This is a genomic window from Sphingobium sp. TB-6, assembly GCF_012927365.1.
GTDB lineage: Bacteria > Pseudomonadota > Alphaproteobacteria > Sphingomonadales > Sphingomonadaceae > Sphingobium.
On sequence record NZ_JABBGL010000017.1, the window covers coordinates 71,123 to 88,045 of the forward strand.

Here is a 16,923-nt window from a genome sequence, read left to right on the forward strand (position 1 = left end):
GCCGAGGAGAGGAGGGGGAGGGAGGAAGGTGTCTCGGACACGGGAGTTCGAGCCATCATCCAGGAGAATCCCCATGAACATCGGTTCCATCAAGCAGAATGACGCCGGCATCCACGTCGGCAAGATCGCGACGCTCACGATCGCCATGACCATTGCACTGCGTGAGCTCCACTCCTCCAATCCCAAGGCGCCCAAGTACGAAGTGCTGGCGCTTTCCGCCTCACGGGCATGGGTGCAGGTCGGCGCGCTCTTCGAACTCTTCTCGAACGGCACCGGCGAGGCCTTCCTCAACGGCAAGATCGAGGATCCGAGCCTGGCCGCGCCGCTCTACATCTCAGCGTTCCGCCAAGACGACGGCAGCTACAACATCGTCTGGTCCCGCCCGACCCGCCGCCGCGATCTCGCGGCCGAAATGGCGGCCAAGGCGGACGACAGCCTGCCGCCACTGCCCGGTGAAGGCGCCGAAGCCAGCGTGGGCGAGGCGGCGCGCGAACGCACCGAGGCCGGCCTCGGCCAGTCGTCGAGCGAACACGCTTTCGCGGGCTGATCCTTCGCACCCTCAATAGGGCCCTCGCTCCGCATAGGGGCGGGGGCCTTTTCTCGTTTCCGCGCGGCCCCCGGCCGACGAGGGGAGGGCATATAAAGGCCGAGACGGTATTCGGGGTCACCATCACGAACAGTGACCAGCCCGAGGTGCCGGTGCGCCTTATCGGCGAACAACATGTGGTTGAAGATCTGGGCCGCATTCCCTCGTTCGCCGATTGGGTCCGGCTCATACAGCCGCTGCCCTGGATCCTTCGCGGCAATCCCGCCCGCTCGCCCGGCCTCGATTCTTCCTTGCAAAGGACGGCTAAGGCATGATCCTCCTGGCAATATGATGGAGTGTAAGGTCGATGGAAGAAGGTCCCTTTGGCAAACGAGCCGCGACCGCGGCCCTTGATCGGTTGATCGAGATTGCCCGGTGTGACACCGGGCAGTCCCGCCGGGTCGCCAATTTCCTCCTGGCCTGGTGGAACGGCGATGATTGTGGACATTTTCCCATCGCCGACCTTTTTGGTGTCGATGCCACGATCGCGACCCATATGACGACGATCATCGGCTTTCTCGGCCAACACGAAGGCGCGATCTATCCAGATGCCTTCGGGCGAAAAACCGACATGGTCGAGCTCGTCCAGCGCTGGCGGCAATTTGACGGCGATTAGCACGCCTGGCTCCCGGTAGAGCAGCATTTCTGCTATTACGCGACTCATGGCCGAGCTTGATCCCCACACATTGCGGGTGGCTGCATCGCTCATCCGCTTACGCATCGCCAACCTCCATCGCGACCCGCGTATGGACGGGCTGCAGCGCCTCGGCGCCCATCGCACCTTGACCCAGCTCGCCATCGATATCGAGGCATCAGCCGACCATGTCGGCCGGACCCGGCGCCGCAAGACGATCTAACGCCCCCCGCGCTTGGCGCGCGGACCGATTGTCTTCCCTACCTCGCCCAGGTTGGACTCAGAATGTCGGCGCCCCGACTGCGCCGATGGTCAGCGTCGGCCTTGAACGGCTTATCATTTATGTATATGTTGATGTATATGCAAAGGAGGCTTCATGGATCCCCGACGTTCCGATCCCACGCCCGCACGTGAGGCAAAGCTGTTTCGCAACAACAAGAGCCAGGCTGTGCGTATTCCTGCGGATTTCGAACTCCCCGGGACAAGTGTCATGATTTATCGCGACGGCGCCCGCCTTATCATCGAGCCGATCCGCCGGAAGAATATCCTGGAGGTTCTCGCCAGTCTCGAACCGCTGGGACCTGACGATCAATTCCCCGATATCGACGACACGCTGTTGCCGGCCAAGGCGATCGACCTGTGAGCAGCCTCTATATGCTCGACACCAATATCATCTCCGAACTGGCTCGCAATCCTCACGGCGGTGTCGCAAAGCGCATTGCCGAGGTTGGGCCGGATGCCATTTGCGTCAGCATCGTTACCGCGGCGGAACTGCGCTACGGTTGCGCCAAAAAGGGGTCGCCGAGGCTGCTCGCGCAAATCGACGCCATTCTCGACAGCGTCCAAATTCTCGCCCTCGATGTGCCGGCCGATACAGAATATGGCGGAATTCGCGCTGAGCTCGAAGCTGCCGGGAAGCCCATTGGACCCAACGATCTCTTCATCGCCGCGCACGCCTATGCTTTGGACGCAACGCTCGTGACAGCCAACATGGGCGAGTTCTCGCGCGTACGCGCGCTCAAAGTGGAGAACTGGATCACAGACCCACATTGATCGCAGCGAGCCGATGCGTCGCCGTGCTGGGCGTCTACAGCCTGTGATCTGCACTGCTCATTTTGGACCACCGAGGCCGCGAGGGCTTTCGCGGCCGACGGTCACGCCGCGTGCGCCTTCCGCGCGCCTTGCTGCAATACCGGAGACCGCCCGCCTTGGTAGAACATCGCGGCACCCGGCCAGCCTGTTCCCGCCTTGCCACGCGCGCCTTGCGCGGGTTGTGCAACGAAGAGGCAGCGACTAACCGCATCGGCGCCTGGTCGCGGCCGTCCAAAATCCGGCCGTCTTCCTCATACCTCTCGTTCCCGTCAGTCCTGTCCCGATGGGCCATCCGGCCACCCGCTTGAAGGGATGAACACTACGCCCGTGCGGGGCCGGCGCAACCCGCGATCTTCCGGCCGTGTTGAGGCCTGACGGCCTCTGCCCGCACCACCCGGAAGATCGCAGGTTCCCCTGCGCTGACGCTTCGGTGCGCCAGCCCCTCATGCCCGGGCTTCGTCGTCTTTTCATCCCAGCGGGATCGGCCCGCTGGCGCAAAGGAAGGACAGCATCATGAACAAGGTTTTTCTCTCAGGCCGGATCACCTCGGACATCAGCCGCTTCGGCACCGACAGCAAGGGCGGCGTAAGCTTCTCCCTCGTCACCAGCAAGCCCGTCATCAAGGACGGCCAGGTCCAAAAAGGCGACAACGGCTACACCGAAACCTACGACGAATTCCACACCGTCAAAGCGTTCAACGGCCTAGGCAAGTCGGTCGCCAACCACAAGAAGAAGGGCGACAAGCTCATGGTCGTCGGCGAAATCCGCTACAGCCGCAACGAGCGGGACGGCCGTACCTTCTACAACACCGACATCGTCGCTGAGGAAATCGAGTTCTTCTGGCCCCGGACGGGCGGCCCTCGGGCCGCCCCCTCATCTTCACGGAGACGATAGATGTTTCAGCTTGCCAGCTTTGAAGAGATCGCCGGGGTCGCCCACCGGATCGAAATCCTCAACCCCCATCTGGTCGCCCGCATCCGCCGGGCTGCCGACCAGCTCAACCGTCATGAAATCGCCGCGCATCTCGCCGGCGCGATCACCGAGGCTGCGGACGCCGCCCATATCCGGTCGTTCGAGGAAGCCCAGTTCGGCGAAGCCAGCGCCGATGCGATCGTTGATTGTGAATATCATGACGAGCTCGCCGCCGCCTGGTCGCTGGTGGCCGCCGAACATCAGCTCGTCTGCCCCGATCTCCTCCTCTCCTACGACGGGTCGGTCCACTGACCCGTCACACGCCTCCCGGCGAGTCCACCCCTGGGCTCGCCGTTCCTGCATTGCCCGTGTTGAGGATCATGCCATGATCATCCTGTCCGCCCACGTCGAAGGTCCGGTCGTTATCGAAAACGTCTGTGACGAAGCCGCCAAGCTGTGCAATCGCCTCGGCATTGGCCTTGACCTCACCATAGGCGAACACAAACTGAGCGTTCGCGCCGGCAATCATCCTTACAATCTCAAGCGCGCCTATGAACGGGCGGAACGCGCCGCGGCCGCGCGGGAAGCATAGCAGCGTTTAGCCACGCGCCTGACCCCGCCAGCGACAGCATCGGGACGCGAAGCCATCGACTGGATCAGGCCGATGTGACGACAGGCGCCGCCCCGCGGGCCGGGACCGTTGACGGTCCCGGCCTCGCCGGTGGAGCGGCCGTTGCCGGCGCAGCGTTCGCCTTGTCGAGCGCGCCTGCGACCTTGATGGCGACCTCGTCGAGCGTCGCCATCAGGCGATTGAGCTGGGACAAGTCGCCGCTCAGTTCGGGGCCATAGCGGATCGAGAGATATTCTCGGCCTTCGCTTAGTTTGCCGAGATGGTCGAGCGTGCGTTGGCGCAGCCGCAGGGCGGATACCGCGGGGTTCGCTGTGCGCTTGCGCAGGTCATGCTGGTAGCCTCTGATCTCGGCTGGCTTCACGCCGCGCGCCAGCAGCAACGCGTTGAGGTAAAGCTCGATTGCCTGGATTGCCGTCATCCGCGCGGGCGCCCAGCTCGAAGGATTGCCGCGCTTGCCTCGGCCCATCAGATCATGTGCCACGCCGCGATACTCGTCGGCGAGCTGCCTGATATCGTTCGGTGTCGCGACTTCGCCTGGATAGGCTTTCGATTCCCCCTGCATCACCTCAGTCTATGATCGACGCTGAAAAGTTCCAACGATGTTCCGACGCAGAAATAGCCGTCTGCGCGTTCGGCGCATCCCGCCCCGCGCAGCGCGCCGGACGGGACCGGGGCTCTATTCGCTAAGCCGCCGCCGGCCTGTGGCCGACCCCGGCTAACCTCACGGAGCCGCGCGAGCGCGTCTCCGCCCATCCGGGTCACGATCCCCTTGCGGGATGGTGACGCAGGGTGAGGTTATACACCCCTATTCCTCTCTTGTGTCTGCCTAGTGTGGCATGCGGGGTTGGCGGTCCGTCAAGCATGAGCGGTCCCCCCAATTTTCAGCCCGATGCCGCTGGCGCGGCTCCGTCAGAAAATCGGCTCCCCCGCTCCCCGCGTGGCGGCGGCGACGGCAAGCCGGTCGCCGTGCCTGACCTCCCTGACCACCGCATGCCCTGAGGCAAGCCTCATCGAACGGATGAGACATCCAATCCTTGGAGGCTCAAATGACCAACAGTTTCTCGAACTTCGCCGATCTCGCCAGCCACATCGCCACCGAAACGGGTACGGACGAACGCAGTTCGCTCTACGCCGACGCCTTTCTCGAGCATGACGAGCGCGCGAAGCTCTCGCCGGTCGACGAGAGCGAGCAGCTCGAAATGCCAGATCCTGACCAAGCCCGCGCGGCAGTCGAGATGGTGATGGCGACGTTGTTCGACGTGTTCCGCGATACCCGTCTCGAACCCTTCGCGGGCGACCTCGCCTGGGGCTTCGTCAACAGCTTCCATGTCGTGGCGAAGCGCATCAACGACCGCGAAGACGATGCCGCCAAGGAACTCGGCGACCTCGCGCGCAGCTTCGATCCCAGCGAAATCTACGCTTCCCAGATCGAAGAAGCGCAGATGCTCTGCCAGACCCTTCAAGGGTGCCGCGACGCCATGGAATGCATGCGCGACCATGCGGCAGAGGTCTACCGTGTGGAGACCGGACGCCCCTACGCGCCGACGCGTGGCAGCCGGGTTTCGAAGGGCGTCACCGCATCGATGATCGAAGCCCGCGACTTCCTTGCAGCGCGTGGCCGGGAACGCCGCGAGCAGTTCAGTCCCGAAGGCCCCATCGTCGCCTTCTCGGGCGGCCAGCAGTGGGAAGATCATGACCTGCTCTGGAAGGGTCTGGACTCTATCAAAGCCCGAATTCCGGAGATGGTGCTCGCAACAACCGCGCAGGCGAAAGGCTGCGACGCCATCGCTCAGGCATGGGCGGCAGCGCGAGGCGTGAAGGTCATCATGTTCCGACTGGATCGAAGGTTGGGCGCCAAGGCCGCGTTCGTGCGCAACGATCGCCTGTTGGCCCTCAAGCCGGTTGAAGCCGTGGTCTGCGAAGGCAGCGGCATCCAGATGAACCTCGCACAGAAGCTGCGGCAGGCAGGTGTCCCTTTGCATGTCGTGAAGCTCGCCCATCAGACCGTCCGCCCGACGCCGCAGCGCATGGCCGCTCGGGTTCGCCAGGGGCGCTGACGCCTCGGTTCCGAGAGGCTCCGGCCAAGGCCGGGGCCTCTTGTCCCTCTCCTTGCTTGATCATGCGGCGCTCAGGGGCATCGAACCCCTTCGACGCCGCTTCGAGGCGGCACCCCGTCCGACGGTTTTGCTTCTGGTGGGCACCATGAACGGCTTTCCCAGAGCAAAGAGAAAAGGGGGCGCGGCAAAGCGGACCAACAAGGGAGGACAAGATGTCCATCAGATTCCGCATCGCTACCAATTCCGATGACGGCGCCTTTCGGCACGCCACGATCTCCGCGCGGCAGCTCGCGGCCTTTCGACAGTTGCTTCGAGAGCAAGGCGATCGTCTCGGAACCGTGCTGCTCGACCCGGAAAACGGGCAGCATAATTTCCTCTCCTACCAGTTCGATGCGTGCATCTGCCCCATCGCGCTCGCCACCATCTGCACTCTGTTCGACCATGATCCCGATGTGGTCGCGGTGATGGAAGAGGCCCAATTTCGGCAGCGCCGCGTGACCATCTATCCCGGCCTCCATTCGCGCGACATTCGGGTGCGCGTGTCCCTGACCTCCGACGCCGGGCTGGAACTCGATCTGGCTTCCACCGATGCCCACGCGCTGCTCGCAAGCCTTGGCCTTTCGCCCGATGATGTTGGTGAAATTGGCATCGAACCGATCAGGGAGCGGCTCGCCCATCCGGCGGTGCGTCGGCGCTGCCTGGAGACGGGTGTCGCCGCCAATGCCGAACGCCTGACGCACCTCCTTGTCCTTGCCGACATGGATGAAACGGCGCGCCTGGAATGGGCATAATCGCCCAAGAGATGACAAAGTGATGCGTTTGTGCTAGCTTGTGTACAACGGAGAAAACCGCATGACTGCAACCACGACGATGACGATCCGCGTAAGCGAAGAAACCCGCGCAAAACTTGACCGTCTTGCCAGTGGAATGCGACGGAGCCGGTCCTTTCTGGCGGCAGAAGCCCTGACCGCTTATGTCGAACGCGAACTCCAGATCATCGAGGGCATTCAGCGCGGCCTGGCTGACGTCGAAAACGGGCGAACCATTCCGCACGACGAAGCCATGGACCAGCTCGATGCCATGATCGAGGGTATGCGGTCGCCTAAGCAGTGAGGCGTGTCCAATGGTCGCTTGCCGCGCTGGAAGACTTTCGGCGGCAGATCGCCCATATTGCCGCCGATGATCCCGACGCTGCCGCCAAGGTCGCGCGGCGTATCCGTGAAACAGGCGCTGCGCTCGGTGATTTCGCAACCGGTCATCCAGGCCGCGTTGCCGGCACCTACGAGAAAAGCGTGACCGGCTATCGATATATTATCGCCTATGCCCTGACCAATGATCAGACCGTGGTCTCAATCCTTCATGTCATTCACGCCTCGCGCGACTGGCAGGACGAACGCTGGCCAGAATAGGGCGACCGAGCATAGTCGAGCAGCCGCGCATGTTGGCTATGAATCCCCGCTCGAGCGCGAACGCAGATCACCATGTCGATCTGTGATTTGTCACCGCTATCGCTATAGCTACGGAAGGCACTAGCGGGGGCGCAGATACCGGGTTGTGGCTAATGCGACCGTCATCGTCAGACCGGCTCGCGCGCATGTTGCACGGTCCCTGCGAACCCCGCGCCGAACCGCCTTGCCGGCGCTTCCACAGCTAAAGAGGATCTCTCACAGACTTCCATTATGCGGTGCTTTGCTGTTAACCCCGAACCCCGCAGGGTGTTCGGGGGCAAAGCAGCAGGCTCTCACATCTCGGCATCAGACGAGACTTCATCGCCAAAGCATGACGCTGGGTGTCGATCGGCCGTCAAGGATCAGCGGTCCCCCCAATTTTGCCGCCGCCTCGCTGCGCTCTGCAGCAACAAAATCGGCTCCCCCGCTGCCCGCTTCGCGGCGACTTCGTCGTCCCTGACCGCCTCAACACCGCGTCCCAGATGCCTTCATCCTCATCCGATGGAGATGGGGAGCACCTACGTAATGGAGGCTCACATGACCAATACAAAATCCCAAAGCGTTCGCATCGTCGCTTCACACGAACCGGGCTACTGGCCGGCGCAAGCTACCGGCTTCCGCCTTATTCGTCTCCTCGAAAAATATCTCGCCCTATCCCAGACCTGTGCACGCTCAATCGGCGTCGCCAGAACTTGCATCGAACGGGATTTCTTCAGGGCCGAATATGACCGGCTCTACCGCTTAAGCGGCCGTATCGCACACCAGGTCGCCCGCTCGAACGGCTATACAATCTTACGAGCGCTCGCCGTCGACAGCCCGGCATACCGCGTGGTCATACAACGCCAACACATCCTACTGTCCACGGATTCGCGCTTCGAGGACACACCGCAATTTATCGCTTTGGAGAAGTTCCGAGCGGACGCCGAGCGCCTCGCCGAGGCGGAGATGCGGGCCACCGCAGGCGCTACCTTTGAACTCTACGCCCGCCAGTTCAGTGAGCAATGTGCGCGCTACATCGACCGGCTTGATCCGAACCTCCAGCGCTATGCCGTCGTGATTGCGAATGACCACGGTTACGTCGAGGACGAAGAAGAGCGTTACGCCGACTTTGGTGCCGATCTATGCTCCCTCACCGGCATCGACGAACAATATTGCCACTGCGGACGTCACCCCTGACGGCAGCGGGGACCGGGCTTCGCGCTCGGTCCAATTCCTTCTTCAACGCGGACCTATTTCCTGCTCGCTCGCGTGTCGCACGGTCCCTTTGGACCGCGCGGCGCTACGCCTTGCCGGAGCTTCCACAGGAAAGGAAAATCTCTCACAGACTTCCTATTATGTCGTGCGGGCCGGCGCCGCGTGCAAGGATGAGCGGTGCCCCCAATTTTGCCGCGGCCTACGCTCCGCTTCGCTGCGCTCCACCCCCGACAAAATCGGCACCCCCACTCCCCGCTGCGCGGCGCGGGGCTGTGCCCCGCGTCCTTGACCCGACCCCGACCCGCACGACGCCCATGCCCTGTCATTCAAGACGACAGGAGGACGCCATGCAGATCACATCGACCTATGCGCTTGCCGATCACGCCGCCTTCACCGCCGCTGTTGCCAATGCGCAGCGCCGCGCGCTCCACAGCTTCTTCGACCAGCACGTTATAGAGGAAGAAGGCGCCTACATCACCATCGACGAAGGGGATTATGACGCCCTGCCGATGACGATCATCGACCGGGTGGTCCATACAGTGCCCAGCGCCATGACAGACGAATATTGAAGACAGGGGAGGGCCTCATGGCTCTCCCCCCAATTTTATGTTTCGAGATGTGGACAGACCGGGCATCGAGCCCGGCCTGTCCATGTGCTGCCTGCGACCGCGCCGATCGGTTTCACGCTGCCAGGCGCTTTTGAACCTCATCGATGCCCAGCGTCTTGATCCGGCTGAGAATGGTCGTCAGCTTCTTTGGCTCAGCCTTTAGCAATCCCGATTTTTCAACGGCGGCGATCGCCATCTGCCGCTCTTTTTCCTCCAGCGCTTTCAACCGCTCCTGGAGCCTTGTTTGCTCGGCTTCAATCGCCGCGCGTTCCTGTTCCACAGTCTTTGCCATGGGGTATTCCTTGTCCATGAGATAGGGCTCCGGACAAGCCTCTCTATATCCAACCTGAACGAGCAAAGGAAGCCATGCCGGCCTTGGTTGCGTGGCCCGGGATGAGCGGTCATCGGGGGGCATCTTTCTGGGTGAGGTCATGCCGGAGATGAGGGCATCGAACCCTCATCTCCGGGCCGCTGCCAGGGGCAGCGGCGGAGGGGCTGGATGATGATGAACAGGACCGTGGATGGGCATCGGCCCTTGGCGCTCTGCGACAAGTTTGGCGGCTCGGCGGATCGTTCCTCACCGCCGACCGGGGCTCTATTCGCCGGGCCGCAGACACCCCTTGGCAGGGCTGTCGCCTCCCCGAGCTCACGGCGCCGGGGCGATGCCCCGTCGCCGCCCGTTCGGGTCACGATCCCCTGCCGGCTCGACGCGGCCAGGGCCGCGTGGGATTTTCCGAACATTGGTCCTGCTCCGCCCACTTGCAGGCCAGTTTCAGGCCCGCCCCCAGGGCTCGAAGATCGCCTTCTCCACGCCGCATTTCTGGCCGCCCGATGGGCGGTCCAGTCCCCCGCCGGAACGGCTGACCCTCCCATGACATCACCGATCAAAGCGTCCCAAGGCACCAGATTCAAGCCCAAGGATTTAAGCACACCGAACGCACCGGCTGGTGCAAGAAGTCATTGAAAATAAACTATAAATCTCAAAATAATGGGTCGGACAGTGTCTGACAGTTTTGAAAGCCGTAGAAAACCACGCATTTCAGTGGTTTGAGCGTCAGACATTTGCGGACGGCATTTTCTGCAAATTGCTCAATGACTTGCCTCAGGCAAGCAAATCCGCTATGCCTTGCCCTGCCTTTTTAATCCCCACCAGCCACCATAATGGAGGCTGGACGTGACAGGCACATCCCCAAGACTTTCGGTTCGCATCGATCCGCGCCATTTGACGCTCATCGAGGATGTCGCGCGCAAGCAGAATGTGTCGCCCTCGCAGGTGGTGCGCTGGGCCATCGACGCCTATCTCGCCGGCGCCCATGACCATGGTTCCAGCCGTCGTCGTCTGGCCCGGTTGGCCGAGTTTCAGAACCTCGCCCTGGACGTCATCATCCTGGAACAATATCCCGAATTGCGGGAGCGGATGATCGCGGAAACCGACAAGCGCCTGGAGCAATATCATGGCGCATAAGGACATAAGGTCGAACGGCCAGAACATCCCGCTCACCCATCATTCGGCACGCGGCCGGGTGCAGCGCAATTCAGGCAATTTCACTCGCGGCAGCCAGCTTCTCACCCACGAGATGCTGATGTGGTTTTCCGGGGTCAGACTGCCCTTCATCATCTGGTTCTTCGTGTTCGTCGCGGCCTGGTTCGCCATCATGTCGATCCGGCTCGATGAGCATGGCTTCCAGCTCATCTGCATGAAGCTTTATTCAGCGCTCTGGAACTGGGTTGGTCTCGATCCCACGAAGCGGGTCAATGTCACCCTGCCCAATGGCGAGATGCTACGCACGATCATGCCGATGGTGCCGGCCATACCGGCGGTGAAGACCGCTTGGGCGATCGCCATGCGGGGTCTGCTCGGCTCCTTTTTCATCTCGCTGTTTATCGTCGCGCCGCTCTCGATCTGGTTCGTCGACCTGTCGCGCCGACGCGGGAAATCGATCCTTCAGGAGCGGCATGAACGCGGTGCCATGCTGGTCGATGTCGACCTGCTGCGTGGCGAGATCAATCAGCATAATCTGACGAAATATGAGGAGGACGTCGCAGCGCTGTGCCGGGGTCTGTCGCCGGGCCAAGTATTGCGACTTCCCTTTGCCGAGCGGAAGGGCAGGGGCATCCACCACCCCTATAGTCTCGCCGGTGTTCCCTATCCGCACCGGATGGAACAGTCGCACACCATGCTGATCGGCACCACTGGATCGGGCAAGACCACGGAGCTGCGCAGCCTCGTCTCGCAGATGCGGGCGCGCGCCGACAGCGCAGTGATTTTCGACCTGACCGGCGCCTATGTCGAGGCCTTCTATGAACCTGAGCGGGACACGATCCTCAACCCCATGGATGCGCGATGCCCGGCCTGGTCGATCTTCAACGACTGCGCCACCCATAGCGAATTTACCGCCGCCGCCGCCGCGCTGATCCCGTCCGACGGCGGCTCCTCCGAACCCTTCTGGGCACTGGCGGCACGGACCCTCTTCATTGAGATGTGCGTGCGCCTCATCGAGCGCGGCCAGGCCACCAATCTGGCCCTGGCCGAAAATCTGATGACCGCTGATCTGAAACGCGTCCATCGCTTCCTCACCAACACCATCGCCGATCCTCTCACCGCGCCGGAGGCGGCTCGCATGGCGGAGTCCATCCGCGCGGTTTTCAACACCAATGCGCAGGTGTTGCGCTTCTTGCCGGAAGAGGGGGAAGCCTTCTCGATCCGGCAATGGATGACCCAGGAAAAGCGTCCGGGCTCGATCCTGTTCATCACCTCCAACTATGTCGATCTGCCGATGAACAAGGCGCTGCTGACGCTGTGGATGGACCTTGCCATCAACACGCTCATGACCATGCCACGCACGCGCAATTTACGCACTTGGTTCATGTTCGATGAGCTGGGCGCGCTGCACCGGTTGCCCGCGATCGAAAACGGGCTTCAGACCGCCCGCGCCTTTGGCGGAGCAATGATCCTCGGCATCCACAGTTTCGAGAAATTGGTCGAAGTGTATGGCGAGCAGGGCGCCCGTAATCTGGCATCTCTGGCGCGCACCAAGTTGATCCTCGCCACGGCGGATCTCGACACGGCCGAGCAGTGCGCGCGCTATATCGGCAATCGAGAAGTACGGCAGATGGATGAGGCCTATAGCTACGGCTACAACCAGACGCGCGATGCCTCCACCCTGACACCGCGCAAGCAGGTCGAGCCGCTCGTCATCGCCGACGACATCACCAACCTGCCGTCCATGCACGGCTTTGTGAAATTCCCCGACGGATTTCCCGCGGCCCGGATTCTCCTCCAGTGGAAGGACTATCCGCAGGTGGCGCAAGGGTTCGTCCGCTGTGCCCATGTGAACCCGGTTCGCTCGAAGCGAACCGACGCCCTGTTCGCGGAAGAGGGGGGTGAGGCAGGCGGCCGGGATGGCGCGGCGCAGATTGTCGAGGAGGTGCCCGATCCCGAAGTCAATCTTGCCAAGGAGATGGCCGCCCGCATCCTGTTCGGAGAGAGAAATGAAGAGCATGAAGCAGCCCGGCGGGCTGCCGATCGCGACCAGCCCGAACCTAGCAGAGTGGCCCCTCGTCATGCGGCGGACCGGGCGCTCGCAGACCGCGCCGATCCGGCAACGGGTCAGCCCGTCGGACGGGCAGGGCAGGGGAGCAGTCAGCCATCCCCGCGCGCGCCGGCGGAGGATCAGTCGCTCATTGAGATGCGGCAGGATTTTTCGGGCGGCAAGGATCTTGGCGACAGCGCGGATTGGGGGATATGATCCATGCTGTCGATCGCCTCTGTCCGCTCCGCATCGGGCGCCGCCAACTATTTCGCGCAGGACAATTATTACACCGTCGAGGGCTCGTCGGAACTCAGCCTCTGGGAAGGGGAGGGCGCCCGCGACCTGGGCCTGGCGGGCGAGGTTGGCAAGGATGCGTTCGAGGCAATCCTCAAGGGAGAATTGCCCTCGGGCGAACAGGTCGGGCAGGTCGAGAACCGACGCGCCGGCTATGACCTCACCTTCTCCATGCCCAAGTCCGCCTCGGTCATGGCCTATGTCGCGGGCGACCGCCGCATTCTCGCCGCCAATATGTCCGCGGTGAAGGCGACCATGGCCTGGGTCGAGAAGAATTTGGCGGAAGGCCGCAAGGACCAGGAGGGGCGCAAGGTTCCGATCCCGACCGGCAATCTCGTCTATGCCCTGTTCGAGCATGATACCAGCCGGGCGCTTGATCCGCAGGGGCATATCCACGCCGTCATCGCGAACCTCACCAAGATGCTGGATGGCAAATGGCAGGCGCTCCATGCCGACAGGATCTGGAGCAACAACAGCGTGATCGGCGCCATCTATCATGCCTATCTGCGCGGCGAGATCGAGAAGCTCGGCTATGGCGTCGACCTGAAGGGAAAGCACGGCACCTTCGAGATTACCGGTGTCCCGCAACCGGTGATCGACGCGTACAGCCAGCGGCGGCAGGACATATTGGAGAAGGCGACGGAACTGGGCCTTAAATCTCCCGAGGCGCTGCGCGAAATTACCACGCGCACCCGTGATCCCAAGCTCAACGTCGAGGATCGCGCGGCCCTGCTTCAGGGCTGGAAGGACAAGGGTGAAGGCCTTGGCTTTACCGGGCAGGAATTGCGGGAGGCAGCGATCCTGCGGAGCGCGGGCCACGAAGCAGCCGGGCGTCTGGAAACCGGCTATCGCGCCATCCGCGACGCGGTTGCCGGAGCATGGCATGCGGTGGGCGCCGTGTTGTCCCATGATGATCCGCTGGTCGATCGCCGGATCGCCCGCATCGTGCAAAGCCCCGCGGCGGGCCGCGCGCAGCTGGCGGTCGCCTCGGCGGTGCGGATCCATGGCGAGCGGGAAGCCGCGTTCGAACAGCATAAGCTTGCCAAGACCGCGCTCGACCTCGGGTTGAAGGGCGTGACCATCGAGCATGTCGAACGGCGGATCGGGCAGCTCGTCGACAAGGGACTGTTGCTCCGCGGGGTGGAGCGCGCCGCCCCTATGTTAACCACGAGGGAGGCGCTCGCGACCGAAGAGAATATCCTGGCCCTGGTGGAGGCGAGCAAGGGGCAGGCAGCGCCCATGCTCGATCCTGCCGAGGCGCCGCAGCGCCTGCAGCAGGCAAGCAGTCATCCGCTCAACCCTGGTCAGCTGGGCTCCGCCACGCTGATCGTCAGTTCCTCCGATCGGACGATCTCGATCCAGGGCGTCGCGGGCGCCGGCAAATCAACGATGCTCTCGGCGGTCGCACGGGTTGCGGAAGGGGAGGGGCGCAAGATTCTCGGCCTCGCCGTTCAGAACAAGATGGTCGCCGACATGAAGGAAGGCGCAGGCATCGAGGCACAGACGATCGCCTCCTTTGTTCTCGCCCATGAACGCTTCGTGGCGCGGCGCGAGGGTCCTGCCTATGAGGTGGCCCGCGAGCGTATGGAGGGCGCCATGCTGGTGGTGGACGAGACCTCGATGGTGTCGTCCCGCGACATGCTGAGCCTACACCAGATTGTCGCGGCGCTGGGGATCGAGCAGTTGGTTCTGGTCGGTGATCGCCAGCAACTCTCTTCGATCGATGCCGGCAAGGCCTTCGCCATGATCCAGGCAGGCGGCGGCACGATGGCGCGCATGGACCAGAATATCCGCCAGCGCACCGACGAACTGCGCGCCGTCGCGGCGCTGGCCAATCTCGGCAAGGCCAGCCAGGCCATGAAAGTGCTGGGCGACAAGGTGGTTGAGAGCGCTGCCCCAGCGGACGAAGCCGCCGATCGCTGGCTGTCTTTGTCGCCACAGGAGCGCGCCGCGACGGCAGTGTTCGCCTCGGGACGCGAAACCCGGCAGGCGATCAATGAGTGCATCCAGGCGGGCCTTTCCGCAGAGGGCACCCTCAAGGGCGAGGGCATCCACCTTACCATCTTCGAGCGCGTCAACATGACTCGCGAAGAATTGCGCTATGCCGCCAATTACCGTGCCGGACAGGTGCTGGAGGTTGGGCGGGGCGGCGCGAACGATGTCGGGCTCAAGGCCGGACGCTATGATGTCCTCAAGGTTCATGCCAATGGCCGGGTCGATCTCACCGATGGCCGCCGCAAGATCCGGTTCGATCCCGCCCGGCTGTCCCCCACCGAGCAGCGCGACCGGTTGCAACTTTCCGAAAAGAAGGGCCTGCATCTCCGAGAAGGCGACACGATCCGCTGGACGGCGAAGGACAAGCCGCGAGAACTGTGGAACGCCGCCATCGCGCGCGTTGTCCGCGTCGACGCCACCGGCGTTACCGTCAATCTCGGGCAGGACAAACAGCTGACCCTGGCGGTGGGCGATCCGATGCTCTCGCGCCTTGACCTTGCCTATAGCCTCAACATGCACATGGCCCAGGGGATCACGACCGACAAGGCGATCACGGTCATGGCGAGCCATGAGCGCAACCTCTCGAACCAGCGCCTGTTCAATGTGGGGGTCACGCGCGTGCGTGACGAACTGACCATGATCGTCGACGACAAGGAAAAGCTGGCGCGCCAGCTCGACCATAATCCGGGAAACAAGACCTCCGCGCTGGAGACCCTGGGGCGGCTTGCAATTGACGGACCCCAGGCGCGAGGCCCTGCCAAGTTCGACCCTGGTCCGGTTGAAGGGGTGACCACGGGCGCTGGTTCCCATCCCGCGGACTTCCCCGCCGATCTTCCGCCGCTGCCGGACAATTGCGGCAAGCCAGTCGACCCCAGAGACGGGCATGGTCCGCCAGCACAAGGCCAGGATCGCGCCGACCTCCTGCCGCCGCTGCCCGAGCGCGGCCTGGGCCTAGATTTGTGACCTTGATTCTCACGAAGGAGCATCGTCATGAAATATGCATTTCCCGCGCTCGCTGTCCTTTCCCTCGCGACCTCCCCGCTCGCTGCGCAAAAGCTGGGCAAGGGTGGCACGTCGATGAGACATCCAGCCTCCCGCAATGCGCGCAGCCTTTGGGTACGGTGGCGCTCGTGGAAGACAAGGTGCCGGCGCTCGATGATCAACTGCCGCCGGGTATGCGCGAAAGAACAGGTCGGAAGTCGCCCAGCTCATCGGCGCAGAGCATGATCGGCCCGAAACCATGGAGGAGACGCTCGAGCGCATCCTCATTCTTGAGCATGGCGCGAACCAATATGCGCGCGTCATCGCTGACGAGCTCGATGCACCGGAATTGAGGAGCGTCATCGACAGAGCCGAAGAGCCGGCGTTACGCTACGTGGTGGATATGTGCCTGGAAGGGCGCAAGGCAGTGGTGAAAACCGAGCTGGAGTTCGTCAATCGCTACCTTAATGCCCCGGGTCACATTTCCGTGCCGGGCGATCCGGGCGGGATTTTTGATCGAACGAAATTCGAGCTTGGGGAGATCGACTGGGCTCTGGTCGATGCCATGATGCTGGAGTGGCACTTCTTCTGATCAGTGCGATCGACGTCTGGCCTTGAGTGACCCATGTGTCACTTTACCTGCGTTGAAAAAGTGACATGCAATTTTGTGATGGGAAGGGCCGTTGAACCGTCGTTCGGCGGCCCTTCACGGCTTACCCGTTCACTTGGTCCTTGAGCGCCTTGCCAGGCGTGAAGGTCAGCTTCTTCGACGCAGCGATCTGGATCGTCGCACCGGTCGAAGGATTGCGGCCTTCGCGGGCCGGGCTGTCCTGTCGGGTAGGAGCGACCCGTTACCGGACCGCTCCCCCCTTAGAACTGCACGTGCAAGTTTCCCTGCATGCAGCTCAAGCCTCCACGAAGCCCTGTGTGACCAGAGCCACCAGTCCCCTCGATCAAG

Annotated in this window: 20 protein-coding genes and 2 pseudogenes; 19 read left to right on the plus strand and 3 right to left on the minus strand. The window is 62.8% G+C overall.

Features of this window, described 5'->3' with window-relative positions; genetic code table 11:
• Positions 1-73: 73 nt before the first annotated feature.
• The 9 genes and pseudogenes from HHL26_RS18950 to HHL26_RS18990 all read left to right on the plus strand — a co-directional run bounded on the left by HHL26_RS18950 (position 74) and on the right by HHL26_RS18990 (position 3,816).
• On the plus strand, positions 74-547 hold the full coding sequence (locus tag HHL26_RS18950) for a DUF736 domain-containing protein (RefSeq protein WP_062733593.1): 474 nt from the start codon (positions 74-76) through the stop codon (positions 545-547).
• Positions 548-648: 101 nt separating this feature from the next.
• Positions 649-861, plus strand: a pseudogene (locus HHL26_RS24335) (hypothetical protein); the annotation flags it as partial.
• 32 nt (positions 862-893) lie between these two features.
• A complete protein-coding gene (locus HHL26_RS18960; RefSeq protein ID WP_061939528.1) occupies positions 894-1,202 on the plus strand; it encodes a hypothetical protein in 309 nt (102 codons plus the stop codon).
• Between the two features lie 46 nt (positions 1,203-1,248).
• The gene (locus HHL26_RS18965; protein ID WP_061939526.1) at positions 1,249-1,443 is read left to right on the plus strand and encodes a hypothetical protein; all 195 of its coding nucleotides are present in this window, start codon (positions 1,249-1,251) and stop codon (positions 1,441-1,443) included.
• Positions 1,444-1,596: 153 nt separating this feature from the next.
• Positions 1,597-1,863, plus strand: coding sequence for an AbrB/MazE/SpoVT family DNA-binding domain-containing protein (locus tag HHL26_RS18970; protein ID WP_061939523.1), 267 nt, complete (start codon positions 1,597-1,599; stop codon positions 1,861-1,863).
• The gene (locus HHL26_RS18975) at positions 1,860-2,273 is read left to right on the plus strand and encodes a type II toxin-antitoxin system VapC family toxin (RefSeq protein ID WP_061939521.1); all 414 of its coding nucleotides are present in this window, start codon (positions 1,860-1,862) and stop codon (positions 2,271-2,273) included. Before HHL26_RS18970 ends, HHL26_RS18975 begins: the two co-directional genes overlap by 4 nt.
• Before the next feature lie 552 nt (positions 2,274-2,825).
• The gene (locus tag HHL26_RS18980) at positions 2,826-3,206 is read left to right on the plus strand and encodes a single-stranded DNA-binding protein (RefSeq protein ID WP_061939519.1); all 381 of its coding nucleotides are present in this window, start codon (positions 2,826-2,828) and stop codon (positions 3,204-3,206) included.
• A complete protein-coding gene (locus tag HHL26_RS18985) occupies positions 3,207-3,536 on the plus strand; it encodes a hypothetical protein (protein ID WP_061939517.1) in 330 nt (109 codons plus the stop codon). It abuts the gene before it with no gap.
• A gap of 73 nt (positions 3,537-3,609) precedes the next feature.
• Positions 3,610-3,816 carry a hypothetical protein gene (locus tag HHL26_RS18990; RefSeq protein WP_061939515.1) on the plus strand — a complete coding sequence of 69 codons (207 nt, stop codon included), beginning with the start codon at positions 3,610-3,612 and terminating at the stop codon, positions 3,814-3,816.
• Positions 3,817-3,880: 64 nt separating this feature from the next.
• Here the strand turns inward: HHL26_RS18990 and HHL26_RS18995 are convergent, their stop codons facing one another.
• Positions 3,881-4,417 (minus strand): hypothetical protein, encoded by a 537-nt coding sequence (locus HHL26_RS18995; RefSeq protein ID WP_061939513.1) that lies wholly within the window; start codon positions 4,415-4,417, stop codon positions 3,881-3,883.
• Between the two features lie 484 nt (positions 4,418-4,901).
• On the opposite strand from HHL26_RS18995, the gene HHL26_RS19000 reads away from it, so the two are divergent.
• The 6 genes from HHL26_RS19000 (at position 4,902) to HHL26_RS19025 (ending at position 9,123) form a co-directional block, all read left to right on the plus strand.
• The gene (locus HHL26_RS19000) at positions 4,902-5,912 is read left to right on the plus strand and encodes a DUF2493 domain-containing protein (RefSeq protein WP_061939511.1); all 1,011 of its coding nucleotides are present in this window, start codon (positions 4,902-4,904) and stop codon (positions 5,910-5,912) included.
• 212 nt (positions 5,913-6,124) lie between these two features.
• The gene (locus HHL26_RS19005) at positions 6,125-6,703 is read left to right on the plus strand and encodes a hypothetical protein (RefSeq protein WP_061939509.1); all 579 of its coding nucleotides are present in this window, start codon (positions 6,125-6,127) and stop codon (positions 6,701-6,703) included.
• A gap of 61 nt (positions 6,704-6,764) precedes the next feature.
• On the plus strand, positions 6,765-7,025 hold the full coding sequence (locus tag HHL26_RS19010; protein WP_061939507.1) for a CopG family ribbon-helix-helix protein: 261 nt from the start codon (positions 6,765-6,767) through the stop codon (positions 7,023-7,025).
• A complete protein-coding gene (locus tag HHL26_RS19015) occupies positions 7,022-7,321 on the plus strand; it encodes a type II toxin-antitoxin system RelE/ParE family toxin (protein ID WP_061939505.1) in 300 nt (99 codons plus the stop codon). Before HHL26_RS19010 ends, HHL26_RS19015 begins: the two co-directional genes overlap by 4 nt.
• A 576-nt stretch (positions 7,322-7,897) precedes the next feature.
• On the plus strand, positions 7,898-8,536 hold the full coding sequence (locus tag HHL26_RS19020) for a hypothetical protein (protein ID WP_061939541.1): 639 nt from the start codon (positions 7,898-7,900) through the stop codon (positions 8,534-8,536).
• Between the two features lie 365 nt (positions 8,537-8,901).
• A complete protein-coding gene (locus HHL26_RS19025; protein ID WP_061939503.1) occupies positions 8,902-9,123 on the plus strand; it encodes a hypothetical protein in 222 nt (73 codons plus the stop codon).
• Positions 9,124-9,235: 112 nt separating this feature from the next.
• On the opposite strand, the gene HHL26_RS19030 is transcribed toward HHL26_RS19025, so the two are convergent.
• Positions 9,236-9,472, minus strand: coding sequence for a hypothetical protein (locus HHL26_RS19030; RefSeq protein ID WP_327754317.1), 237 nt, complete (start codon positions 9,470-9,472; stop codon positions 9,236-9,238).
• An 864-nt stretch (positions 9,473-10,336) separates the two neighbouring features.
• Here HHL26_RS19030 and HHL26_RS19035 point away from each other — a divergent pair.
• The 4 genes from HHL26_RS19035 to HHL26_RS19050 all read left to right on the plus strand — a co-directional run bounded on the left by HHL26_RS19035 (position 10,337) and on the right by HHL26_RS19050 (position 16,557).
• Positions 10,337-10,627, plus strand: coding sequence for a hypothetical protein (locus HHL26_RS19035; protein WP_062733591.1), 291 nt, complete (start codon positions 10,337-10,339; stop codon positions 10,625-10,627).
• Entirely contained in the window at positions 10,617-12,911 is a 2,295-nt protein-coding gene (locus HHL26_RS19040; RefSeq protein ID WP_061939499.1) for a type IV secretion system DNA-binding domain-containing protein, read from the plus strand. Before HHL26_RS19035 ends, HHL26_RS19040 begins: the two co-directional genes overlap by 11 nt.
• A 3-nt stretch (positions 12,912-12,914) precedes the next feature.
• Positions 12,915-15,947, plus strand: coding sequence for a MobF family relaxase (gene mobF / locus HHL26_RS19045; protein WP_061939498.1), 3,033 nt, complete (start codon positions 12,915-12,917; stop codon positions 15,945-15,947).
• 277 nt (positions 15,948-16,224) lie between these two features.
• The gene (locus HHL26_RS19050; protein WP_061939495.1) at positions 16,225-16,557 is read left to right on the plus strand and encodes a hypothetical protein; all 333 of its coding nucleotides are present in this window, start codon (positions 16,225-16,227) and stop codon (positions 16,555-16,557) included.
• Between the two features lie 121 nt (positions 16,558-16,678).
• Here the strand turns inward: HHL26_RS19050 and HHL26_RS19055 are convergent.
• A pseudogene (locus tag HHL26_RS19055) lies at positions 16,679-16,798 on the minus strand (HU family DNA-binding protein); the annotation flags it as partial.
• Between the last annotated feature and the right edge of the window lie 125 nt (positions 16,799-16,923).